Raw genomic sequence first — 23,747 nt, forward strand, 5'->3', positions numbered from 1 at the left:
TTTTCGCTCCTTGACCCTGCCGGGCTCAGGTTTCGCCCCGCACAGTCGATATCAAGCATGCAGAAGACCGCAAATAATCAGAAAGCAGGTCGCATAACAACTCGAACGCTATCTGCGCGCATCTCAAGGACGGGACTTGAAGCTCGTTGTGACTGCTTTGCCTAGCCCCAGACCTTTGGACCGTTCCCATGAAAAGAACCTTGCGTTTCAGCCACAAGATCCTCATCGCCGCCGCGCTGATCGTCGCCGTGGCCTTTGCCCTGTTCACCAGCTACAACGACTACTTGCAGCGTAATGCCATCCGCCAGGACCTGGAGAATTATCTGCATGAAATGGGTGCCAGCACGGCCACCAACATCAGCAACTGGTTCGACGGCCGCGTGCTGCTGGTGCAGAACCTGGCGCAGAACATCGCGCTCAACCCCGACCCGGCCAACGTGCCGCAGCTGCTGGAACAGCAAGCGCTGACCAGCAGCTTCCTCTACACCTACCTGGGCACCACCCAGGGCACCTTCACCATGCGCCCCGACGAGCAGATGCCAGCCGGCTATGACGCGCGCACCCGGCCCTGGTACCAGGCGGCCCTGGGCAGTGCCGGGCCGGCCCTTACCGAGCCTTATGTCGATGCCGCCTCGGGCAAGCTGATCATCACCGTGGTCTCGGCCGCCAGCAAGGCCGGGCAGAACCTCGGCGTGGTCGGTGGCGACCTGTCGCTGGAGCGCGTGGTGCAGATCATCAACTCGCTGGACTTCGGCGGCATGGGCTACGCCTTCCTGGTCAGCGCCGACGGCAAGGTGCTGGTGCACCCGGACAGCAAGCTGGTGATGAAGAACCTCGCCGACCTGTACCCCGGCAACACCCCGAGCATCGGCCCGGCCCTGAGCGAAGTGCAAGTGGACGGCAAGACGCGCCTGGTGACCTTCTCGCAGATCAAGGGCTTGCCGTCGGTGAACTGGTACATCGGCATCTCGGTGGACAAGGCCAAGGCCTACGCAATGCTCAGCGAGTTCCGCCAGTCGGCCATCGTCGCCACGGTGATCGCGGTGATCTTCATCATTGCCCTGCTGGGCATGCTGATTCGCGTGCTGATCCAGCCGCTGCACACCATGACGCGCGCCATGGAAAACATCGCCGAGGGCGAAGGCGACCTGACCCGCCGCCTGGACATCCAGAGCGGCGACGAATTCGGCGTGCTGGGCAGCGCCTTCAACCGCTTCGTGGAACGGGTCCACGGCTCGATCCGCGAGGTCGCCTCGGCCACCGAACGGGTCAACGAGGTGGCGTTGCGGGTGGTCAGCGCCTCCAATTCCTCGATGGTCAATTCCGACGAGCAGGCCAACCGCACCAACAGCGTGGCGGCGGCAATCAACCAGCTCGGCGCGGCCGCCCAGGAGATCGCCCATAACGCCGCGCTCGCCTCGCAGCAGGCCAGCGACGCCCGGCAACTGGCCGAGGAAGGTCAGCAGGTAGTCGGCCAGAGCATCACCGCGATGACCCGCCTGAGCGACATGATCAGCACCTCCAGCGGCCACATCGAGACGCTCAACAGCAAGACAGTGAACATCGGCCAGATTCTCGAGGTGATCACCAGCATTTCCCAGCAGACCAACCTGCTGGCGCTCAACGCTGCCATCGAAGCGGCCCGTGCCGGTGAAGCCGGGCGTGGTTTCGCGGTGGTGGCCGACGAAGTTCGCAACCTGGCGCATCGCACTCAGGAGTCGGCCCAGCAGGTGCAGACCATGATCGAGGAGCTGCAGGTCGGCGCCAAGGCATCGGTCGGCACCATGGGTGAAAGCCAGCGCCACAGCCAGGACAGCGTCGGCATCGCCAACCAGGCCGGCGAGCGCCTGAGCAGCGTGACCCAGCGCATCGGCGAAATCGACGGCATGAACCAGTCGGTGGCCACCGCCACCGAAGAGCAGACCGCCGTGGTCGACGCCATCAACATGGACATCAGCGAAATCAACACCCTCAATCAGGAAGGCATGGAAAACCTGCAATCGACCTTGCGCGCCTGCGCCGACCTCGAACAGCAGGCCCAGCGCCTGAAGCAATTGGTGGGCAGCTTCAGGATCTGACCGGCCGTTGCCAGCCGCCGTAGTGGGCCGCAGCCATTCGCCCCGCTCCGGCAGCCTGCGGCAGCTGACTCGCAGCCGGCCGCTGCTGCTTAGAACCATACCCCCGACGGCAGGGTCCACTTTATGGACTCATACCACTGGAGGGATGGCCACCGTGCATATCGCTGACATCACCATGTTCTATGCCCCCGCCAGTGGCGGGGTGCGGACCTATCTTGATGCCAAACACCGGCGACTGGGGCTCAACCCAGGGGTGCGTCACAGCCTGCTGATTCCCGGTGCCAGCCTGTCCCAGCAGGATGGCATCTACCATGTGCCGGCTCCGGCCCTGCCGTTTGGCAACGGCTATCGCTTCCCCCTGCGCCTGGCGCCCTGGCGCAACGTGCTCAGGGACCTGCAACCGGACCTCATCGAGGTCGGCGACCCTTACCTCACCGCCTGGGCGGCGCTGGATGCGCGGCGCCAGCTGGACGTGCCGGTGATCGGTTTCTACCACTCAGACCTGCCCCTGCTGGTCAGCAACCGCATGGGCAACTGGTTCACACCCAATGTCGAAGCCTACGTCAGCAAGCTGTACGGCAATTTCGACCGAGTGCTGGCGCCCAGCCAGGTCATGGCCGACAAGCTGCGCGGGCTGGGCATCGCCAATGTGCACGTGCAGCGCCTGGGCGTCGACCTGCAGACCTTCGACCCCAGTCACCGCGACCCGGCGCTCAAGCGTCAGTTGGGCATAGCCGACGACTGCCAGCTGCTGATCTTCGCCGGGCGCGGCTCGCGCGAGAAGAACCTGCCAGTGCTGCTCGACTGCATGCGTCATTTGGGCGCCGGCTATCACCTGCTGCTGGTCGGCTCGAACATGCCGGCCAATGTCCCCGAAAACGTCTCGGTGGTGGGCCACTTCTGTCCTCCCGCCGAGGTCGCCCGCCTGCTGGCCAGCGCCGATGCCCTGCTGCATGGCGGCGATCAGGAAACCTTCGGCCTGGTCATCCTCGAGGCGATGGCCAGCGGCATCCCGGTGGTGGCCGTGGCCGCCGGCGCGTTCAGCGAAATCGTCCAGCCGACCTGCGGCCTGCTGTGCCGGCCCAATGACAGCCGGGCGATGGCGGCCGCGGTGCGCGAGCTGTTCGCCGGCGACAGCCGTCAGCTCGGCCGCCAGGCGCGGGCGCACGTGGAGCGACATTACAACTGGGACAGCGTGGTGGCCGGGTTACTGGAGCATTACCACGCGGTGCTGGGCAACAACCTGCGCGCGGTGGCCGCCCATGGCTGAGCCCCGGACCTTGATGCTGGTGCTGCACGACGTGGCGCCGGAAACCTGGAGCGACTACCAGCCCTTCGTCGAGGCGGTGGATGCCATGGGTTCACTGCCCATGACCTTGCTGGTTGTGCCGAACTTCCACGGGCGCAACCCGCTGGAGCAAGCGCCGGCCTTCTGCCAGGTGATGGAGCAGCGGCTGGCGCGGGGCGACGAACTGGCCCTGCACGGCTACTACCACGCCGATGTCGGCGACCGCCTGCGCTCGCCCCGGGACTGGTTCATGCGCCGGGTCTACACCTGGGAGGGCGAGTTCTACCGTCTCGATCACCAGCAGGCGCTGGCGCGGCTGCACGCCGGCATCGAGCTGTTCGACCGCCGGCAGTGGCCGCTGGCAGGCTTCGTCGCCCCCGCCTGGTTGATGAGCGAAGGCACCCGTCAGGCGCTGCGCGAACTGCCGCTGCAATACACCAGCGATCCGCAGAACTTCTATCGGCTGCCTGACTTCACCCGCATCCCGGCCCCAGGCCTGGTATGGAGCGCGCGCAGCGCCTGGCGCCGCGCTCTGTCCAAGGCCCTCAGCGATGCCCGCGCACAGCGCTGGCAACAGGCACCCTGCATCCGCCTTGGCCTGCACCCGGTCGACATGCGCCACGAATTTTCCCGCCATTACTGGCTCGATCTGCTGCAGCGCCTGCTCGCCGACGGCCGTATCGCCAGCACCAAGCGCGACTGGTTGCAGGCCAACGCCGGCCTCCTGACGTTGCCCCGGCAGGTGGCATGAGCCGACTGCTGTGGCTGAGCCTGGCCCTGCTTGCAGCGCTGGCAGTGCCATGGTGGCTGGGCGGCAGCGAGCTTTGGGCACGCCTGCAAGGCTTTCCACGGCCGCTGCTGCTGATTCTGTTCGGCATGATCGGCCTGTGCTGGTGCGTCAACGCCTGTCGCATGCGCCTGCTGCTGGCCGGCGGGGCCGGTGCCCCGAGCTTCGGCAAGAGCGTAGCCGTGGTCATGGCCACCGAGTTCGCCATGTGCGCCACGCCCGGCGGCAGCGGCGGCGCCTTGACCCTGATGGCCTTGCTGGCCCGCAACGGCGTCCCCCCGGCGCGCAGCAGCGCGGTATTTGCCATGGATCAGCTGAGTGACCTGGTATTTTTCTTCTGCGCGCTGCTGGGCATCCTGCTGTACGCGTTCTTCCATCGCCTGGACCGCAACATCGAGGCAATGCTGGCGATCAGCGCAGCGCTGCTGGTATTGGCCATGGCGGCTTGCTACGGGCTGGCGCGCTATCACCGGAGCCTGCTGGGGCTCAGCGCCAGGCTGTTGGCCCGCTTGCGCATCCACCGCACGCGGCGCTGGCGTTGGGCGCGCAGGAGCCTGCGCTTCATCGATTCGTTCAGCGACACCCTGCGTCTGCCGCTACGCCGCCTGCTGGCGGTGTTCAGCCTTACCTGCCTGCACTGGAGCCTGCGCTTGAGCGTGCTGTACCTGGCGGCCCGGGGGCTGGGCGCGGACCTGCCGTGGGCCTGGAGCTTTCTGGTGCAGATGGTTTCACTGAGCGCCGGGCAGTTCAGCCTCCTGCCGGGGGGTGCCGGCGCCGCAGAATTGACTTCAGCAGCGCTGCTGGCGCCGATGATCGGCAAATCCAGCGCGGCGGCAGCGATCCTGATCTGGCGGGCGGTGACGTATTACTTCTATCTGATCGCCGGCGGGCCGGTGTTCGTGGCGATGCTGGGGCGCGGCCTGCTGAGCAAGCGCGAGGCCTGAGGCCGCAATCCTTGCCGCCTCCAGAACCGCTCTCGGGGCGAGCATCACTCCGGCTGCCGTTGCTCATCAGGATGCAGTTCGCGCCACAAATCCGCAGCACCAGGAAACTCGGTGCCATCGTCCTCATTCAGCGCCTCGGGGTCGTAGCGGCTCAGGCAGCCTTCACCGAGCGTCGGCGGCGCACGCGATGTGGCCTTGTCCAGTGGATCGGTCATCGCGCGCCCTCCTCCAGGCTCGAATCAGAACACTACGGTCTTGTTGCCGTGCACCAGCACGCGGTCTTCCAGGTGGTAGCGCAAGCCGCGCGCCAGCACCATCTTCTCCACGTCGCGGCCGAACCGCACCATGTCCTCGATGCTGTCGCTATGGCTGACCCGCACCACGTCCTGCTCGATGATGGGGCCGGCGTCCAGCTCTTCGGTGACGTAGTGGCAGGTCGCGCCGATCAGCTTGACGCCACGCAGGGAGGCCTGGTGATAGGGCTTGGCGCCAACGAACGAGGGCAGGAAACTGTGGTGGATGTTGATGACCTTCTGCGCGTAGGCCTGGCACAGCTGGGGTGGCAGGATCTGCATGTAGCGCGCCAGCACCACGACGTCGGCACTGTGCTCGTCGACCAGGCGCGAGACTTCGGCGAACGCCGGCTGCTTGTTGGTCGGGTCCACGGGCACGTGATAGAACGGGATGCCGTGCCATTCGACCATGCTGCGCAGGTCGTTGTGGTTGGAAATGACGCAAGGGATGTCGCAATCCAGTTCGTCGCTGTGCCAGCGGTGCAGCAGGTCGGCCAGGCAGTGCGACTCGCGGCTGGCCATCAGCACGACACGTTTCTTCTGGTCGGTGTCGGTAATGCGCCAGGCCATCGAAAACTCTTCGGCGATCGGCGCAAAAGCCTCGCGCAGCGCTTCGATACCGAAGGGCAGGGAGTCGGCGCGAATTTCGTGACGCATGAAGAACCAGCCGCTCTGGTCATCGGAGTGATGACTGGCCTCGGTAATCCAGCCGTTGTGGGATGCCAGGAAATGACTGACCTTGGCGACGATGCCGACGCGGTCCGGGCAGGCGATCACCAGCCGAAAAGTGCGCATGAGGGAAAACTCCACTACTTCATAAAGGCGGCCATTCTAGGGGCTTGGGCAAATGGAGTCGAGCAAAGCCCCATGTCGCGCATCGGCTCGGCTGCGGCGCGCGTGCCCACATATATTCGTATCTCGCTGCGCAGGGGGCTGTCGGACAATTAAGAAATTAACTTCATTTCACTCGCTGACTCTTTTTTAATGTTTACTTGAACAATCACTGTGCCTATTATTGCCCCCACTGTTCCCAGCATCACACCAAGGTAGTCCCTCATGTCCCTGATCAACGAATACCGCGCCACCGAAGAAGCCATCAAAGAACTGCAGGCGCGCCTGAAAAACCTGTCGCAAGACGACAAACTGCAAACCGAACTGGAATTCGAAGGCAAACTGCGCACCTTGATGGGCGAATACCAGAAGTCGCTGCGCGATATCATCTCGCTGCTGGATCCAGAATCCAGAACCGCCAAGGCGCCACGTGGCACCCCGGCCAAAGTGCCAGGCACCAAGCGCGCACGTAAAGTCAAACAGTACAAGAACCCGCACAACGGCGAAATCATCGAAACCAAAGGTGGCAACCACAAGACGCTGAAAGAGTGGAAAGCCAAGTGGGGCGGTGATGTGGTGGAAAGCTGGGCGGCATTCCTGGGTTAAGTCATAACCCGCTGACAGCGCCGCGTTCACCGGCAAGTTGCACAAGAACGCCAGCATTCGCTGGCGTTTTTTATTGCTGAATATTTCAGTTATGCATCCGTGGCGAAACTTGCAGGCGTACTGCCAACGCCTGTACATAAGCCTGCCATTGTTCGAGTACCTGCAACTGCGCCTGGCTGGCAGTCAGCCGGGCCTGGCTCAGGGCCTCGGCAAAACCGTCCAGGGTATTCGGTGCGCCGAATTGCGGGTCGCTCAGGCGCTGCTGGCAGAACCCCTGCCAGCGCTGGCGCTCCCCTTCGCTCAATGTATCGGGGAAGTTACGTGCGCGGTAACGGAACAGCAGCTCGGGCAACCGGGGGTCGTCGAACATCCATTGTTCGGCAGCCAACTGCTGCGGCTCGCACAGCCGAACTTGTTCACAGAGGCGCCGATCCCGGTCGCCGATAAATCCGTCATACAGCTGCTGTTCGGGGTCTGCGGTCTCGCTGAAGTCTTCGCTGGCATAGATAGTTGCCAGCTTGTCCTGCCACTGCGCGCAGCCCTCCTGCAATTGGCGGGCGCGGGCCAGGCAACTGTCCAGATCCAGGCCCAGACGCTGACAATCTTCGTCGCGCAGGACCTTGAGCGGAGCGACCACGGGACTTCGATTCACGTGAATCAATTTCAACGGTACCGGCAGCTGATCGGCGGCGGCCTCGTCGCGCCGTCGATAGAGATCGGCCCGCAGCACTTGCGCGCTGTCGGTACACAGTCGTGCCGGATCGTGATGCAGGTCACAGACAATCAGCGCGTTGCGATTGCGCGGGTGCCACGCCAGCGGCAATACCACACCGATAAAGTTGCGCGCCGCTGAAAAACGCCCCGATACATGAAGCATGGGCTCAAGCAGGCGTATTTGCTCCATGACCTGATGCTTGCCACGCAGTTTAAACAACCAGTCATACAATCGTGGTTGCTGTTGTTTGACTAAACGTGCAAGGCCGATAGTTGCGCGAACATCCGACAGCGCATCATGGGCATGACCGTGGTCAATGCCGTTGGCCGCCGTGAGAAGTTCCAGGCGCATGCTCACGCGCCCGTCCACTTGTGGCCAGTGGATGCCGTCGGGGCGCAGGGCATAGGCGGCTCGCACCACGTCGATGAGGTCCCAGCGGCTGTTGCCCCCCTGCCATTCACGGGCATAGGGGTCGAAAAAATTTCGATACAGGCTGTAACGAGTGACCTCGTCATCGAAGCGCAAGGTGTTGTAGCCGGCGCCGCAGGTGCCAGGCGCGCTGAGCTGGGCATGTACGCGGGTCATGAAGTCGGCCTCGGCCAGGCCTTTTTGTGCCAGTACCTGGGGAGTGATGCCGGTGATCATGCAGGCCATGGGGTGAGGCAGAATGTCGTCGCTGGGCTGACAGTACAGGTTGATCGGCGCGTCGATCTCGTTGAGGTCGGCGTCGGTGCGCAACCCGGCCACCTGCAGCGCGCGGTCGTTGCGGGGGTTGATGCCGGTGGTTTCGTAGTCGTACCAGAAGATGCTCGAGCTCACGGGCGGGTCCTGTTCAATAGTCCGAGCAGTCTACCCGAGGGCCGACGCTGGTTGCATGCCGGGCTGCGGCTGGCTAGCATCACGCTTTGCTGTCTCTCTAGCGGGCGCCCCATGCCACACTCTCCAGCCTATGCAAGGAATGCAGCGCTGCCTCGGCCCGTGGACACGCGCTACGCCCTGGAAACCCCGGAAGGCATCGAACTGACGCTGACCCCGGCCGGCCCCCTGCCGCGCGCCCTGGCCTACGCGGTCGACCTGGGCCTGCGCGGCGCGCTGCTGGGCGGCCTGTTTGCGCTGCTGGGTGGCCTGGGCGGCGTCGGTATCGGCCTCGGTGCCTTGCTGCTGTTTCTGGTCGACTGGTGGTACATGGTGCTGTTCGAGGTCCTGCATCAGGGCCGCACACCTGGCAAACAGCTGCTGGGCCTGCGCGTGGTGCACGATGACGCGACGCCGGTGGGCTGGAGCGCCTCGTTGCTGCGCAACCTGCTGCGCTGCGTTGACATGCTGCCCGCCGCCTACGCCCTGGGTCTGTTCTGCAGCCTGCAGCATGCGCAATTCAAGCGCCTGGGCGACCTGGCGGCCGGCACGCTGGTGATCTACACCGAGCGCCCGCCCCCCCTCGCCAGCCTGCCAGTGGTCGAGCCACAGGCGGCGCCGTGGCCGCTGTCGGTGGCCGAGCAGCAGGCCATCGTCCACCTGGCCGAACGCCACGCCCAGCTGCCCGCTCACCGCAGCCGCGAACTGGCCGCGCTGCTGGCCCCGGCCCTCCAGGTACCCGGCGACCAGGCGCTGGCCCGGGTGTACGCGATCGCCCGCAGCCTGCAGGCCGGGCCATGAAGCAGCAGCCCTTCGAGCAACTGCATCAAGCCGAATGGCAGGCGCTGGAGCAACTGCTCGACCAACTGGAGGGCAACCGCGCAAGTCCCGCCGCCTGTGAAGATTTCAGCCGCCGCTACCGGCGCCTGTGCCACCAGCTGGCACTGGCCACCGAGCGAGGCTACAGCCAGGCGCGGATCGAGGCTCTGCAGCAACTGGCGATGCGTGGCCATCAGCAGCTGTACCGGCACCGCAGCCAGGTCGCCGCGAGCATCGCCGGCTTTCTTGCCGCCGGCCTGCCTGGCAGCGTACGCAGCCAGTGGCGCTGGGTGGCGGCCGCAGCCGCCGTGCTGGCGACCAGCCTGCTGCTGACGCTGGCCCTGGTGCTGGCCTTTCCCGACCTCATCTACGCCATCGTCAACCCGCAACAGGTGCAACAGATGGAAGCCATGTACGACCCGGGCGCAGCGCGCTTCGGGCCGGCGGCCGAGCACCTGAGCAGCAGTGCCCTGATGATGTTCGGCTACTACGTGATGCATAACGTCGGCATCGCCTTTCAGGTGTTCGCCAGCGGCCTGCTGCTGGGGGTCGGCAGCCTGTACATGTTGCTCGGCAACGGCCTGTCCATCGGCGCTGTAGCCGGTCATCTGAGCCAGATTGGCTTCGGCCGGACTTTCTGGCCATTCGTCATCGGCCACGGCGCGTTCGAGCTGACCGGCATTGTCCTCGCCGGGGCCGCCGGCCTGCGCCTGGGCGGGGCGCTGATCGCTCCGGGCGCCTGCAGCCGCAGCCAGGCCCTGCGCCACAGCGCGCCGTTGGCCCTGCAGCTGGTCTACGGCGCCCTGCTGCTGTTGCTGGTCGCCGCCTTCGTCGAGGCGTTCTGGTCCTCGCGCAGTGATCTGCCGAACGCTGTGAAATACGGCGTCGGCGCGCTGTTCTGGGCGCTGGTCACAGGCTACCTCGCACTGGCCGGCCGAGGCACCCATGCGCGTGACTGACACCGCCGCCGTGCTGCGGCCCCGTTCGCCCTGGCAAGCCATCGACCTGGGCCTGCTGCTGGCCGGCCGCCATCGGCGTGTGCTGATACTCAGCTGGGCCTGCCTGACCATGCCGGTGCTGGCGGTGCTGAGCTGGGTGTTGCGCGACCACCCCAATGCCGTGTTGTTGGTGCTCTGGTGGCTCAAGCCGGCGTTCGAACGCCTGCCCCTGGATATTCTCGCCCAGGCCTGGCAGGGCACTGCGCCCAGCCTGGGCCAGGCGCTGCGACGCTATCCGCAGCTGCTCAAGACGCAACTGTGGCCAGCGCTGACGGTGCGCCGCCTGAGCCTGAGTCGCAGCCTGACCCTGCCGGTGAGCCAGCTGGAAGGCCTCGACGGCCCCGCCCGGCAACGCCGCATCACCCTGCTGCGCAAGGACAACCGCGGCGCCGCGCGCTGGCTGACGCTGCTGTTCGCGCACATCGAATACGTCTTTGGCCTGGCCTTGGTCGTGGTGCTGTACGCCCTGCAGCCCGACCCGTTCGACAGCCAATGGCACCTGGGTGAACAGTTGGGCTTGAGCGCCAGCCTCAGGGCCGCCTGGCCGGCCCATCTGAGCAACCTGATCTACGCCCTGGTGCTGACCGTCACCGAGCCGCTGTACGTTGCCGCAGGCTTTGGCCTGTACCTGAACCGGCGCAGCCAGCTCGAGGCCTGGGACATCGAACAGGTGCTGCGGCGCCTGGCCGCGCGCCTGGGCAGCGCCATCGGCGCGGTACTGATGGCCGTACTGCTGGCCTGGCCGAGCGCCCCGAGCCTGGCTGCGCCGCCGCCCGACAGCCCGCGCCTGCTGAACCAGAAACTCAGCAGCGACGCCGCACGCAGCGCCCTGCAGGCCATCGAGCAGCAGCCGCCCTTCCATAACCTGGAAAACCAGCGGCATTGGCGCTGGGTGCATGGCGATGGCGAGCCTGCCAGCGAAGTGCCGCTGCCGGCGAGCGTGCCGCGCTTCGAGGGCCTGGCACGCCTACTCGAATCCCTGCTCTGGGTTCTGCTGCTCGCCGCCGTCGTGCTGCTGGGCTGGCGTTATCGGCACTGGCTGGCGCTGTTCGCCCGACCGGCCCCGACGCCGCCCGCCCACCCCGAGCCACCGCAGGTGGTGGCCGGCATCGCCCTGCAGGCACAGGCACTGCCCGCCGACATTGCTGGCAGCGCCGAACGGCTGTGGCCCGAACAGCCCCGCGAGGCCCTGAGCCTGCTCTATCGCGCCCTGCTCCTGCGCCTGTTGCAGGATTACCAGTTGCCGCTCAAGGCGGCAGACACCGAAAGCCAGGTGCTGGCACGCATCGAACAGCTCGGCCAGCCGCCGCTGTTCGCCTTCGGCCAGGCGTTGACCGAGCACTGGCAGAATCTGGCCTACGGTCATCGCCTGCCACCCGAGGCCGCCGGCGCCGCACTGTGTGCCCACTGGCGGGCGCTGTTCGACGGCCCCCGCGCGGAGCCGGCGCCATGAGCCGACGCCGCACCTGGCTGTGGCTGGCAGTCGCCGCCGTGCTCGCGCTGGTGGTCGGCAGCGGCGCGCTCGGGCGGCTGGAGTCGTATCGCCAATGGGTCGACCTGGGCCCCAGCGCCGAGGCACGCGGCGATGACTACCTGGCCGCGCAGCTGTTCCTGCGCCAGCAGGGCGTGACGGTACAGCGCGCCCCGGGCCTGGAGGTGCTCGACCAGCTCGACCCGCGCGGTGCCAGCCTGCTGCTGCTCGGCGAGCGCCAGCGCATGTCGCCGAACCAGGCCGACCGGCTGCTGCGCTGGGTACGCGCGGGCGGGCGCCTGCTGTTCGTCGCCCAGGCCCTGTGGGATCAGGACAAGGCCATGAGTGGCGACCTGCTGCTCGATCGTCTGCAACTGCACCAGTTGCAGACCCGCGACCTGCCTCGGCTGTCGCCCGGCGACCGGATTCAATACCCTGAACTGACTCGTCTATATCTGGAAAACGAGAAGGCCCCGGCCTATTTCAGCTTCGACCCCGCCTGGCACCTCGAGGACCCGATGAACAAGGTCTCGGCCTGGGCCAACAACGCCACCGCCACGCACCTGATGCAGCTGCGCTGGGGCGACGGCCTGATCACCGTGGTCACCGACGCCGACCTGTGGCGCAACGCGGCGATCGGCCAGTACGACAACGCCTGGCTGCTCTGGTACCTGACCCAGGACAGCCAAGTGGCCCTGGTCGGCGACGCCCAGCACGACAGCCTGACCACCTTGCTCTGGCGCTATTTCCCGCAGGCGTTGCTGGCCCTGCTGGCGTTGCTGCTGCTCGGCGGCTGGCATTTCGCCTTGCGCCAGGGGCCCGTCCAGACCCCGCCCCCGCCCGCACGCCGGCGACTGCGCGAGCACCTCGATGCCAGCGCCAGCTTCCTGCTGCGCCGCGCCGGCCATGCCAGCCTGCTGCGCGCCCTGCAACGCGACATCCTGCGCCGCGCCCGGCGCCGCCACCCGGGCTTCGAACGCCTGCCGGTAGCCGAGCAATGGCAGGTCCTGGCCCGGCTCAGCCGCCAACCCACCGCTGCCATCGCCGACGCCCTGCGCCCCCGCCCCCGCCAACGCCTGCAAGCGGCAGAGTTCTGTCGTCAGGTTGCCCACTTGCAAATCATCAGGAACGCCCTATGAGCGAATTACCGGACCCCAGCGAAGGCATTGACCCTGAACACGCTGCCAGCCCTGACCCGGCGTCGCCCGCCGAACAAACGACGGCCGCAGAACCGACACCTGGAGTTGTAACCCCCGCACCCGAGACCCGCCCCGAGGAGCACCTGGCGCATCAGCGCCACCGCGCCAGCCAGCTGGCCCAGGCGGTGCGGCACGAGTTGCGCAAGGTGGTGATCGGCCAGCACGCGGCCATCGACGATGTGCTGACCGCGTTGATCGGTGGCGGCCATGTGCTGATCGAAGGCGTGCCCGGGCTCGGCAAGACCTTGCTGGTGCGTGCCTTGGCCAAGTGCTTTGGCGGCGATTTCGCGCGCATCCAGTTCACCCCGGACCTGATGCCCAGTGACGTCACCGGCCAGGCCGTCTACGACCTGCAAAGCGAGCAGTTCAAGCTGCGCAAGGGCCCGCTGTTCACCCACCTGCTGCTGGCCGATGAAATCAACCGGGCGCCGGCCAAGACCCAGGCGGCTCTGCTCGAAGCCATGCAGGAGCGCCAGGTCACCCTTGAGGGCCGGGCCCTGCCTATCGCCCAGCCGTTCATGGTGCTGGCCACGCAGAACCCGCTTGAGCAGGAAGGCACCTACCCGCTGCCGGAAGCCGAGCTCGACCGCTTCATGCTCAAGCTGCGCATGGACTACCCGGCCGCCGCCGAAGAGCTGGCGATGGTCCGCGAGGTGACGCGCTCGGCGCGCGCGGAAATGCTTGAAGTGCATCCTCCGCGCACCCTGCTCAACGCCCGTGACGTCAGCGTGCTGCAACGCATCGCCAGCGAGCTGCCGCTCGACGAACAGGTCCTCGACTACGCCGTGCGCCTGGCGCGCGCGACCCGCGACTGGCCTGGAGTGGCTATGGGTGCCGGGCCCCGCGCCTCGATTGCCCTGGTGCGTGGCGCGCGGGCCCGGGCATTGCTGCGCGGCGGCGAATTCGTCATCCCCGACGACGTCAAGGAGTGCGCCCTGGCCGTGCTGCGCCATCGTGTACGGCTGGCGCCGGAGCTGGACATCGAAGGCCTGTCGGTGGATCAGCTGTTGGGCCAGCTGCTCGACCAGGTCGCGGCGCCGCGTCTGTGAAACCGACTCGTCTGCTGCTGGGCTGGGTCGCCGCGCTGCTGGCGCTGAGCATACTGCTGGGGGCCCTGCGCGCCCTCGAGTTCGCCGTGCCGGGCAGCGCTTCGGCGGTGGTCTGGGGCTTGCTGCTGGCCACCTTGGTGGTGAGCGTCATCGATGCTCTGGGGCTGCTGCGCAAGCCCGCCGTGCGGGTGCGTCGACAACTGCCCGGCAGCCTGCTGCTCGGGCGCTGGGCCGAGGTGCAACTGTGGGTCGAACACGATCAAGGCTGGCCGCTGGCGCTCAGCCTGCACGACCATCCGCCTGCCGGCCTCGACACCCGGCAGTTGCCGGTCGATTGCCTGCTGCCACCCGCCACCGCGACCTCCCTGAGTTACGGTGTGCGGGCCACGCAACGTGGGACCTTGCAGTTCGCCCGCTGCGAAGTGCAGCTGGCCAGCCGCCTGGGCCTGTGGCGACTGCGCCGCTACCTGGAATGTGCAGATACGCTGCGGGTCTATCCCGATTTCCGGCGCCTGACCGGCGGTGGCCTGCTGGCGCCCGAGCAATGGCTCGGCCAGCTCGGCATCAGCCAGCGCCCACGGCGCGGCCAGGGCCTGGAATTTCACCAGCTGCGCGAGTTTCGCGAAGGCGACAGTCTGCGCCAGATCGACTGGAAGGCCACCGCGCGGCAGCGCACGCCGATTGCCCGGGAATATCAGGATGAGCGCGATCAGCAGATCATTTTCATGCTCGACTGCGGTCGGCGCATGCGCAGCCAGGACGGCGAGTTGGGGCACTTCGAGCACGCGCTCAATGCCTGCCTGCTGCTCAGCCAGGTGGCCCTGCGCCAGGGCGACGCCGTAGGGCTGCTGACCTTTGCCGGCGACAGGCCGCTGTACCTGGCACCGCGCAAGGGTCAGGGCCAGCTCAATCGGCTGCTCAACAGCGTCCACGACCTGCAGGCCGGTCACCGCCCGGCCGATTTCGCCGCCGCCAGCGACGCCCTGCTCGCCCGCCAGTCGCGTCGGGCGCTGGTGATCTGGATCAGCAATCTGGGCGACGAGGAACCCGACGACCTGCTGCGGGCCCTCAAGCGTCTGACCCGCCAGCACCGGGTGCTGGTCGCCAGCCTGCGCGAGGAGCTGCTCGACCAGCTGCGCCTGACGCCGGTCAGCGACTTTCAACAGGCCCTGAGCTACTGCGGCGCCGTGGGCTACCTGAACGACCGCGAGCAACTGCACGAACGCCTGAGCGCCCACGGCATGGCCGTGCTCGACGCCAGGCCGGCGCAGCTGGGTGCGCAGTTGATCAGTCGGTATCTGGGGTGGAAGAAGGCAGGAACACTGTAATCGGCCGCCCTCGCGAGCGTGGGCGGCCAGGTGTGGTCAGGGGTGGTCAGGAAACAGTGGTTCTTCAGGCCGAGGCGCTCAGCTGGCTGAAGGTAAAATAGCTGCGCAAGGCCTCGACCAGCTCGGCATACACCGCGCACGACTGCGTCAACTCGAACCCCGAATCATAATTGCCCGGCGTTTCGTCTTCGCGCGACCACATGCAATTGGCGGTGATGTTGAGCAGTTGCGGGCCACCGCTGGCGGTCGGGATTTTCAATTGCAGCTCGAAATCGGCACCGACCAGCATGGGCAACTGGCTGATCAACATCAGGCCGTGTTCCGACACGTTGCCCAGATAGCCGATCGGTTGCCCGGTGTGCCGGTTGAACACTTGCAGATAGTACGGTAGCTGGTGACGTTCGATACGACGCTCGATATACATGGGGGTGTACCACAATCAAATGACCATGGAGCATGGTCGTACTAAAGCGTGCCGGCACGAATCGAGTCGCGTGGACTCAAAGGGCCATCATTGGAAAAGCTTAGCCTACCACCGTCAAACGTCCACAAGGCTGTCATGAAACTTGTGATCTTGAAAAAACTGGAAATACTATTTCAGCGCGGCGCCGGGAAGGTCTGCGCCGGCGCGCCTTCGTGGATGTGCCCGCCCTGCTGCAGCGTGTCGAGGCGCGCACGGGCCCTGTAGGCGTATTCGCTATAAGGATACTGGGTGATGATGAACGAATAGGTCTGCGCCGCGTCGACGAACAACTGCTGGCGTTCCAGGCACTGGCCGCGCAGCAGACTCACCTCCGGCAACACGTAAGGCCGCGTGCGGCTCTCGCGCTCGACCTGGGACAGGCGCAGCATTACCGTCTCGCAATCGCCCTTGTCATAGGCGCGATAGGCGTCGTTGAGGTGGCTGTTCATGTACCAGCGGGTGCACCCGGTCAGACTGGTGGCCACCAGGGCCGCTATGATCAAGATACGCATGGGTTTCTCCTGTATGCCCGGGGTATCGGCCAGGCCGGAAGAATCTTCAGTGCCACGACACCGTCACGCGAATTCTGCAGTATCGCCGAACAAAGTCCGCTGCCGGTAGTGCAGAGGAACAATGACTACAGCTCGATTGAGGAGTAGCCTTCTGCTGCGCTTCAATACAAGGAGTCAGTGAATGACTGTTCGCCGTACAAAAATCGTTGCCACCCTGGGCCCTGCGAGCAACTCGCCGGAAGTGATCGAACGGCTGATCCTCGCCGGGCTGGATGTTGCCCGCCTGAACTTCAGCCACGGCACGCCGGACGAGCACAAGGCTCGTGCCCGCCTCATTCGTGAAATCGCTGCGCGCAATGGCCGCCATGTGGCGCTGCTGGGCGACCTGCAAGGTCCGAAGATCCGCATCGCCAAATTCGCCAACAAGCGAATCGAACTCAAGGTCGGTGACAAATTCACCTTTTCGACCGCTCATCCACTGACTGAAGGCAACCAGGAAGTCGTCGGTATCGACTACCCGGACCTGGTCAAGGATTGCGGCGTCGGCGACGAACTGCTGCTCGATGACGGCCGCGTGGTCATGCGCGTCGAAACCGCCACGGCCGACGCCCTGGAATGCTCGGTGCTGATCGGCGGCCCGCTGTCCGACCACAAGGGCATCAACCGCCGCGGCGGTGGCCTGACAGCTCCGGCCCTGACCGAAAAAGACAAGCAGGACATCAAGCTCGCCGCTGAAATGGACCTCGACTACCTGGCCGTGTCCTTCCCGCGCGATGCCGCCGACATGGAATACGCGCGCCAGCTGCGCGACGAGTCGGGCGGTACCGCCTGGCTGGTGGCCAAGATCGAACGCGCCGAAGCGGTCGCCGACGACGAGACCCTCGACAACCTGATTCGCGCCAGTGATGCGGTGATGGTTGCCCGTGGCGACCTGGGCGTGGAAATCGGCGACGCCGAACTGATCGGCATCCAGAAGAAGATCATCCAGCACGCCCGCCGCAACAACAAGGCGGTGATCGTGGCGACCCAGATGATGGAGTCGATGATCCAGAACCCGATGCCGACTCGCGCCGAAGTGTCGGACGTTGCCAACGCCGTGCTCGACTCCACCGACGCGGTCATGCTGTCGGCCGAAAGCGCCGCCGGCGCCTACCCGATCGAAGCCGTCCAGGCCATGGCGCGCATCTGCCTGGGTGCCGAAAAACACCCGTCCGGCAAGCTCTCCAGCCACCGCCTGCACACCCAGTTCACCCGCTGCGACGAAAGCATCGCGCTGGCGGCGATGTACACCGCCAACCACTTCCCCGGAGTGAAAGCAGTCATCGCCCTGACCGAGAGTGGCTACACGCCGCTGATCATGTCGCGCCTGCGTTCCTCGGTGCCGATCTACTGCCTGTCGCCGCACCGCGACACGCGCGCCCGCTCGGCGATGTTCCGCGGCGTCTACCCGGTGGCCTTCGACCCGGCAGCCCTGCCGCCGACCGAAGTCAGCCAGGCCGCCGTCGACGAACTGCTCAAGCTGGGCGTGGTCGAGCGTGGCGACTGGGTCATCCTGACCAAGGGCGACAGCTACAACCGCACCGGCGGCACCAATGGCATGAAGCTGCTGCACGTGGGTGATCCGATCGTTTGATCGGCAGCAAGATCATGTGGGATCGCGGGCTGGCCTGCCCCCACATGATCGGCGCCCCGCGCCGTTACCCCCGCCCCACGAACACATCCGCCAGCAACTGCCCGCGTGGCAGCCCCGCCAGAAACAGCCTTCGCGAAAAACCTTCGACACTGGCCGGTGACCCGCACACCAGCGCCATGGTCTGGCGTGACAGCAGGCGCAGCGCTGCCAAAGCCGTCGGCAATTGCTGAGCGGTAAGCAACTCCACCTGCAGCTGTGGATGCTTGTCGGCCAACGTCTGCAACTCGTTTGCCAGGTAGTGCCCCGGGGCATCGGCCGCCAGATGCAGCAGGCGGATCGCCCCTTGATGCTCGCTGCGCAGCGCCTCGCGCAGTACCCCCCATAGGGGCGCCAGGCCCGTGCCGGCCGCCAGCAGCCAGAGCGGTCGGGTCTGCCAGTCCGGGTCGTAGTGCAGGGCGCCGCCACTCAGCTCGCCGAGCAGGATCTCGTCACCCGGGCGCAGTAGCCGCGCCGCGTCGGCAAAGGCACCGGGTTGCGCACAATCGATATGAAATTCCAGCCAGGGGTCCTCGCCGGGCAGGCTCGCCAGCGAATACGGCCGGGCCACGCCGCCGGCGGTCCACAGCACCAGGTGCTGCCCGGCGCGATAGCGCAACGGGCGCTCGGGCAGCAGGCGCAGGCGCAGTACGCTCGGGCTGGGCCAGTCGCAGGCGGCGACACGGCTGGGCAGGCCGTCGCGCTGGCGGTCGAACACCGCCACCTCGAGGTCACTTACCACCCGGCACTGGCAGGCCAGCCGCCAGCCTTCGGCGCGGCGCTCGGCCTGCAGGGCGCCAGGGTTGATATCCTGCGGCTCGCCGGCCACGCAGTGCACCAGGCAGGCGTGGCAACTGCCGGCCCGGCAACTGTAGGGTACGGCGACACCGGCCTGGTTCAAGGCGTCCAGCAGGTTGCTGCCGGGCGCCACCGACCACTGCCGCGCGCCGACCCGAAGCTCAGGCATCGGCCGATTCCCAGGCCGCCGCGCAACGGTTGCGGCCGCTGCGCTTGGCCCGGTAGAGGGCCTGATCGGCGCGTTGCAAGGCCTCATCGAGGTCGTCGCCGTGGGCCAGCAGGGTCATGCCTGCCGAGAGGCTCAGGCTGGACAGGTCCAGCCCCGCCGGGCGCGCGGCGGCGAACGCCAGGCGCAGCCGTTCGCAGCAGGCGGTGAGGTATTCGGTGTGGCTGTCGAGCAGCAGCAGGACGAATTCCTCGCCACCGTAGCGGGCCAATACATCACCTTCGCGCAGGCAGGCGGTGGCCACGCTGGCAAAGGTCTGCAATACCTGATCGCCGGCAGCGTGGCCGTGCACATCGTTGATGCGCTTGAAGTGGTCAAGGTCGATCAGCGCTAGGCCATGTTGGGCTCCCGGCGCCAGCGCCGCCAGCTCGCGGGAGGCCAGGCGCAGGAAGTGCCGGCGGTTGAACAGGCCGGTCAGTTCGTCGGTCGCCACCAGGTCCTCGAGCTGGCGCATCATGCCGCGCAGCGTGTCCTGGTGCGCCTGCAGGGCAAAGCGCCGCTGGCGCATGCGATGGCGCGAAGCCTGGACATAGCTGGCGTACATGCACAGCCACGCCAGCACCCCAAACAGAACGCTGACCTGGGTCAGCGCCGTGGCCGGGCTGGGTGTCTGGCCGTGCCAGGCCTCCCACAGGTTGAGCCCGGCGAAGCTGGCGAACACCAGCACCGCGCAGCGGATGAACTTGTTGCGGTCCAGGTGAAACAGCCCGAACAGCAGGATCACCACATAGATCACCATGAAGCTGCCGCGGGCGCTTTCCATGTTGGCCACCAGCCAGGTCTGCCAGGCAAGCCCCAGCACCACCTGCACTTCGGTCAGGCTGGGGTCGGCATAGCGCTTGTTGGCGCCGGTCAGGAAAATCCCCAGCAAGGCCAGCTGCGACAGCACCGCGAGGCCGCTGGCCAACGCGGCAGTCAGCAGCGTGGCGTTAAAAAAGCCGCTCAGCACCGCGCCCCAGAACAAGGCCAGGACCAGTGCATAGGTTCCTGCGGCAAACAGGAACCGCTTGAGCAACAATTTCTGCAAAGCGTGTTCAGTCACTCGTTGACTCACCGTATTGGATGGGATTCCTTCCCTGGCTGGCAGCAAAGAGAATATGGCCAGATGCCACTTTAGTGTCCTGACCGCAAAATAACTATTCAAATTCGTGCGAATGTACAAGTTTCCTACCGATGGTAGCATTTCGCTACACCACCGGTGATCGCCCAGCCTTTGACCATCGGCGAGTGTGCGCGGCAATAAGCCGCGGTATACTGCGCCGCCTTTTTGCATGGACGTTCCTGCGTTCGCCCAGTGCACCCGAGCCGGCACGCGCCTCCATGGCCGCAGCCTTGCTCGCCGACTTTATGAATGTTCCCACCTTCAGAGGAGCGCACCCATGACCGTGATCAAGCAGGATGACCTGATTCAGAGCGTCGCTGACGCCTTGCAGTTCATCTCCTATTACCATCCCGTCGATTTCATCCAGGCCATGCACGAGGCCTACCTGCGTGAAGAGTCGCCGGCCGCCCGGGATTCGATCGCACAGATCCTGATCAATTCGCGCATGTGCGCCACCGGTCATCGGCCAATCTGCCAGGACACCGGCATCGTCACCGTGTTCGTGCGTGTGGGCATGGACGTGCGCTGGGACGGCGCCACCCTGAGCCTGGACGACATGATCAACGAAGGCGTGCGCCGCGCCTACAACCTGCCCGACAACGTGTTGCGCGCCTCGATCCTGGCCGACCCGGCCGGCAGCCGCAAAAACACCAAGGACAACACCCCGGCAGTGATCCACTACTCCATCGTCCCCGGCAACACTGTGGAAGTGGACGTGGCGGCCAAAGGTGGCGGTTCGGAAAACAAGTCGAAGATGGCCATGCTCAACCCATCCGACTCGATCGTCGACTGGGTGCTCAAGACCGTGCCGACCATGGGCGCCGGCTGGTGCCCGCCGGGCATGCTCGGCATCGGCATCGGCGGCACCGCCGAGAAGGCGGCGGTCATGGCCAAGGAAGTGCTGATGGAGTCCATCGACATTCACGAACTGAAAAAGCGCGGGCCGAGCAACCGCATCGAAGAGATGCGCCTGGAGCTGTTCGACAAGGTCAACCAGCTGGGCATCGGCGCCCAGGGCCTCGGCGGCCTGACCACCGTGCTCGACGTGAAGATCATGGACTACCCGACCCACGCCGCCTCGCTGCCGGTGTGCATGATCCCCAACTGTGCCGCGACCCGCCATGCGCACTTCGTGCTGGACGGCTCCGGCCCGGCCGAGCTGCAGGCGCCGGACCTCGACGCCTACCCGGAAATCGTCTGGGAAGCCGGCCCGTCAGCGCGCCGGGTCAACCTCGACACCCTCACCCCCGAAGACGTGCAGAGCTGGCAACCGGGCGAGACCATCCTGCTCAACGGCAAGATGCTGACCGGCCGCGACGCCGCGCACAAGCGCATGGTCGAGATGCTCAACCGTGGCGAACAGCTGCCGGTCGACCTCAAGGGCCGCTTCATCTATTACGTCGGCCCGGTCGACCCGATCCGCGAAGAAGTGGTAGGCCCGGCCGGCCCGACCACCGCCACGCGGATGGACAAGTTCACCCGGCAGATCCTCGACCAGACCGGTTTGCTTGGCATGATCGGCAAGTCCGAGCGCGGCCCGTCGGCGATCGAGGCGATCAAGGACTACAAGGCCGTGTACCTGATGGCCGTCGGCGGCGCCGCCTACCTGGTCGCCCAGGCCATCAAGAAATCCCGCGTGGTGGCGTTCGAGGAACTGGGCATGGAAGCCATCTACGAGTTCGACGTCAAGGACATGCCGGTCACCGTCGCGGTAGACAGCAAAGGTGAGTCGGTGCACATCACCGGCCCGGCGATCTGGCAGCAGAAGATTGCCGAGAGCCTGGCGGTCGAAGTGCAATAAGGCCAGTTCCAACCCGCCTCGCCCCCTTCCACCCTGGCGGTGGGAGGGGGCACAGCCCCCGGTCGTTGCAGGCCGTCACAGCGTGATCCGCGTCCCCAACAATCCCAGAAACCCCGCCAGCCACGACGGATGCGCCGGCCATGCCGGGGCGCTGACCAGGTTGGCCTGCACATGGGCCTGGTTGACCTCGATATCGATGAAACGGCCACCGGCCAGCTTCACTTCCGGTGCACAGGCCGGGAAGGCACTGCATTCGCGCCCCTCCAGCACACCCGCCGCCGCCAACAGCTGCGCACCGTGGCAGATCGCCGCGATCGGTTTGCCGGCCTTGTCGAAAGACTGCACCAGCTCCAGCACTTTCTCGTTCAGGCGCAGGTATTCCGGCGCCCGCCCGCCAGGAATCAGCAGCGCGTCGTAATCGTGGGCCTCGACCTGGGCGAAGTCGTGGTTGAGGACGAAGCGATGCCCGGGCTTTTCGCTGTAGGTCTGGTCGCCCTCGAAGTCGTGGATCGCCGTGCGCACGCTCTGCCCGGCGCGCTTGTCCGGACAGACCGCATGCACGGTGTGGCCGACCATCGACAGCGCCTGGAAGGGCACCATCGCTTCGTAGTCTTCGACGTAATCGCCGACGATCATCAGGATTTTCTTGGCAGCCATGGGGGGCAATGTCCTCGACGTGCGCTCAGGTGCGCCGAGTCAGCATAGCAGCGCCCACCCACTCAGCTGCGGCGGTCCAGCAGGTTGACCACCAGGCGGTCGAGCCAGCCCCACACGCGCTGCTGCACGCGCCGCCAGAACGGTCGCGCCTCCCAGTCGCCAAGGGTGACCGCCGTGCTCTGGGCAAAATCGCGCTGAAAGCTCGCCGCCACGTCGGCGGTCAGGGCGGGGTCCAGGGCCTCGACATTGGCCTCCAGGTTGAAGCGCAGGTTCCAGTGGTCGAAGTTGCACGAACCAATGCTCACCCAGTCATCCACCAGCACCATCTTCAGGTGCAGGAAGCACGGCTGGTATTCGAAGATCTTCACCCCGCCGCGCAACAGCCGCGGGTAGTAGCGGTGCCCGGCGTAGCGCACGGAAGGATGATCGGTCCGCGGCCCGGTCAACAGCAGGCGCACGTCGACGCCCCGGGCGGCGGCGCGGCGCAACGCCCGGCGCACCTTCCAGGTCGGCAGAAAATACGGCGTGGCCAGCCAGATGCGCTGCCGGCCACTGTTCAAGGCGCGCACCAGCGACTGCAGGATATCGCGATGCTGGCGCGAGTCGGCGTAGGCCACCCGGCCCAACCCCTCCCCGGCCTGGGGCACCCGTGGCAGTCGCGGCAGGCCGAAATGGGTGGCCGGGCGCCAGGCGCTGCGCCGCAGGTTGGCCCGCCATTGGCGGTCGAACAGCATCTGCCAGTCGGCGATCAGCGGCCCCTGCATCTGCACCATCACCTCATGCCACTCGCTGCTGGCCTGGCCCGGCTGCCAGAACTGGTCGGTGACACCGGTGCCGCCGACCACGCCCCAGGCCTGATCCACCAGCAGCAGCTTGCGATGGTCGCGGTACAGGTTGCGGCCGCCGTGGTACCAGCGCACGCGGTTATAGGTGCGCAACTCGATGCCGGCTGCCAGCAGGCGCTCGCGCGAGGTCACGCCAAAGGCCTGGGTGCCGTAGCCGTCGAACAGGCAGCGCACCTGCACGCCACGCTCGGCGGCAGCGCACAACGCCTGGACCACAGCCTCAGCGCAGGCGCCGGCTTCGACCAGATACAACTCCAGGTCCACCTGGCGTTCGGCATGGGCAATCGCCGCCAGCATGGGCGGAAAGAATTGCGGGCCGTCGACCAGCAGCTGGAACCGGTTGTCACTGCGCCAGGGGAAAATCGCGCCCGCCATTTCAGCCCGCCCCCCGATTGGGGTCACGACAAGACATA

The 23,747-nt window shown here is 66.2% G+C and carries 22 protein-coding genes; 13 read left to right on the plus strand and 9 right to left on the minus strand.

All coding sequences use genetic code 11. The features are described from left to right. Nucleotides 1-188 precede the first annotated feature (188 nt). The 4 genes from SFA35_RS21305 (at nt 189) to SFA35_RS21320 (ending at nt 5,097) form a co-directional block, all read left to right on the plus strand. The gene (locus SFA35_RS21305) at nt 189-2,078 is read left to right on the plus strand and encodes a methyl-accepting chemotaxis protein (protein ID WP_320572484.1); all 1,890 of its coding nucleotides are present in this window, start codon (nt 189-191) and stop codon (nt 2,076-2,078) included. 145 nt (nt 2,079-2,223) lie between these two features. Then, complete coding sequence (locus SFA35_RS21310) at nt 2,224-3,348, plus strand: glycosyltransferase family 1 protein (RefSeq protein ID WP_320572485.1); 1,125 nt, start codon at nt 2,224-2,226, stop codon at nt 3,346-3,348. Next, nucleotides 3,341-4,117: a DUF2334 domain-containing protein gene (locus SFA35_RS21315; RefSeq protein WP_320572486.1), complete on the plus strand. Its 777-nt coding sequence runs from the start codon at nt 3,341-3,343 to the stop codon at nt 4,115-4,117. The genes SFA35_RS21310 and SFA35_RS21315 overlap by 8 nt, the downstream gene beginning before the upstream one ends. Beyond that, the gene (locus tag SFA35_RS21320; protein ID WP_320572487.1) at nt 4,114-5,097 is read left to right on the plus strand and encodes a lysylphosphatidylglycerol synthase transmembrane domain-containing protein; all 984 of its coding nucleotides are present in this window, start codon (nt 4,114-4,116) and stop codon (nt 5,095-5,097) included. Before SFA35_RS21315 ends, SFA35_RS21320 begins: the two co-directional genes overlap by 4 nt. Before the next feature lie 44 nt (nt 5,098-5,141). Here the strand turns inward: SFA35_RS21320 and SFA35_RS21325 are convergent, their stop codons facing one another. After that, entirely contained in the window at nt 5,142-5,312 is a 171-nt protein-coding gene (locus SFA35_RS21325; RefSeq protein WP_320572488.1) for a hypothetical protein, read from the minus strand. A 24-nt stretch (nt 5,313-5,336) separates the two neighbouring features. Beyond that, nucleotides 5,337-6,185 (minus strand): formyltetrahydrofolate deformylase, encoded by an 849-nt coding sequence (gene purU, locus SFA35_RS21330; protein ID WP_320572489.1) that lies wholly within the window; start codon nt 6,183-6,185, stop codon nt 5,337-5,339. Between the two features lie 261 nt (nt 6,186-6,446). On the opposite strand from purU, the gene mvaT reads away from it, so the two are divergent. Next, nucleotides 6,447-6,827, plus strand: coding sequence for a histone-like nucleoid-structuring protein MvaT (mvaT, locus tag SFA35_RS21335; RefSeq protein WP_320572490.1), 381 nt, complete (start codon nt 6,447-6,449; stop codon nt 6,825-6,827). An 85-nt stretch (nt 6,828-6,912) separates the two neighbouring features. Here mvaT and sbcB read toward each other — a convergent pair whose 3' ends face one another. Beyond that, nucleotides 6,913-8,361, minus strand: coding sequence for an exodeoxyribonuclease I (gene sbcB / locus SFA35_RS21340; protein WP_320572491.1), 1,449 nt, complete (start codon nt 8,359-8,361; stop codon nt 6,913-6,915). Nucleotides 8,362-8,472: 111 nt separating this feature from the next. Here sbcB and SFA35_RS21345 point away from each other — a divergent pair, with 111 nt between their 5' ends. From SFA35_RS21345 to SFA35_RS21370, 6 genes are read left to right on the plus strand one after another with little or no spacing between them, the layout of a single operon-like run. Beyond that, entirely contained in the window at nt 8,473-9,198 is a 726-nt protein-coding gene (locus SFA35_RS21345; RefSeq protein WP_320572492.1) for an RDD family protein, read from the plus strand. Continuing rightward, a complete protein-coding gene (locus SFA35_RS21350; RefSeq protein ID WP_320572493.1) occupies nt 9,195-10,175 on the plus strand; it encodes a stage II sporulation protein M in 981 nt (326 codons plus the stop codon). The genes SFA35_RS21345 and SFA35_RS21350 overlap by 4 nt, the downstream gene beginning before the upstream one ends. After that, nucleotides 10,162-11,667: a DUF4129 domain-containing protein gene (locus tag SFA35_RS21355; RefSeq protein WP_320572494.1), complete on the plus strand. Its 1,506-nt coding sequence runs from the start codon at nt 10,162-10,164 to the stop codon at nt 11,665-11,667. The genes SFA35_RS21350 and SFA35_RS21355 overlap by 14 nt, the downstream gene beginning before the upstream one ends. Beyond that, on the plus strand, nt 11,664-12,824 hold the full coding sequence (locus SFA35_RS21360; RefSeq protein WP_320572495.1) for a DUF4350 domain-containing protein: 1,161 nt from the start codon (nt 11,664-11,666) through the stop codon (nt 12,822-12,824). Before SFA35_RS21355 ends, SFA35_RS21360 begins: the two co-directional genes overlap by 4 nt. Then, a complete protein-coding gene (locus SFA35_RS21365; protein WP_320572496.1) occupies nt 12,821-13,933 on the plus strand; it encodes a MoxR family ATPase in 1,113 nt (370 codons plus the stop codon). Before SFA35_RS21360 ends, SFA35_RS21365 begins: the two co-directional genes overlap by 4 nt. Continuing rightward, nucleotides 13,930-15,261, plus strand: coding sequence for a DUF58 domain-containing protein (locus SFA35_RS21370; RefSeq protein WP_320572497.1), 1,332 nt, complete (start codon nt 13,930-13,932; stop codon nt 15,259-15,261). Before SFA35_RS21365 ends, SFA35_RS21370 begins: the two co-directional genes overlap by 4 nt. Before the next feature lie 64 nt (nt 15,262-15,325). On the opposite strand, the gene SFA35_RS21375 is transcribed toward SFA35_RS21370, so the two are convergent. Both SFA35_RS21375 and SFA35_RS21380 read right to left on the minus strand, forming a co-directional pair. Continuing rightward, complete coding sequence (locus SFA35_RS21375) at nt 15,326-15,685, minus strand: PilZ domain-containing protein (protein ID WP_320572498.1); 360 nt, start codon at nt 15,683-15,685, stop codon at nt 15,326-15,328. A gap of 173 nt (nt 15,686-15,858) precedes the next feature. Then, entirely contained in the window at nt 15,859-16,236 is a 378-nt protein-coding gene (locus SFA35_RS21380) for a tetratricopeptide repeat protein (protein WP_320572499.1), read from the minus strand. 181 nt (nt 16,237-16,417) lie between these two features. On the opposite strand from SFA35_RS21380, the gene pyk reads away from it, so the two are divergent. After that, nucleotides 16,418-17,869, plus strand: coding sequence for a pyruvate kinase (gene pyk / locus SFA35_RS21385; RefSeq protein WP_320572500.1), 1,452 nt, complete (start codon nt 16,418-16,420; stop codon nt 17,867-17,869). A 64-nt stretch (nt 17,870-17,933) separates the two neighbouring features. On the opposite strand, the gene SFA35_RS21390 is transcribed toward pyk, so the two are convergent. Beyond that, nucleotides 17,934-18,872, minus strand: coding sequence for an iron-sulfur-binding ferredoxin reductase (locus tag SFA35_RS21390; RefSeq protein WP_320572501.1), 939 nt, complete (start codon nt 18,870-18,872; stop codon nt 17,934-17,936). Then, nucleotides 18,865-19,971 (minus strand): GGDEF domain-containing protein, encoded by a 1,107-nt coding sequence (locus tag SFA35_RS21395; RefSeq protein ID WP_320572502.1) that lies wholly within the window; start codon nt 19,969-19,971, stop codon nt 18,865-18,867. The genes SFA35_RS21390 and SFA35_RS21395 overlap by 8 nt, the downstream gene beginning before the upstream one ends. 337 nt (nt 19,972-20,308) lie before the next feature. On the opposite strand from SFA35_RS21395, the gene SFA35_RS21400 reads away from it, so the two are divergent. Beyond that, complete coding sequence (locus SFA35_RS21400) at nt 20,309-21,832, plus strand: fumarate hydratase (RefSeq protein ID WP_320572503.1); 1,524 nt, start codon at nt 20,309-20,311, stop codon at nt 21,830-21,832. Between the two features lie 75 nt (nt 21,833-21,907). On the opposite strand, the gene SFA35_RS21405 is transcribed toward SFA35_RS21400, so the two are convergent. Together SFA35_RS21405 and SFA35_RS21410 are read right to left on the minus strand one after the other, a co-directional pair. Beyond that, complete coding sequence (locus tag SFA35_RS21405) at nt 21,908-22,489, minus strand: DJ-1/PfpI family protein (RefSeq protein ID WP_320572504.1); 582 nt, start codon at nt 22,487-22,489, stop codon at nt 21,908-21,910. Between the two features lie 62 nt (nt 22,490-22,551). Continuing rightward, entirely contained in the window at nt 22,552-23,709 is a 1,158-nt protein-coding gene (locus SFA35_RS21410; protein ID WP_320572505.1) for a phosphatidylserine/phosphatidylglycerophosphate/cardiolipin synthase family protein, read from the minus strand. Nucleotides 23,710-23,747: the final 38 nt, after the last annotated feature.

Source organism: Pseudomonas sp. HR96 (assembly GCF_034059295.1).
Classification (GTDB): Bacteria; Pseudomonadota; Gammaproteobacteria; order Pseudomonadales; family Pseudomonadaceae; genus Aquipseudomonas.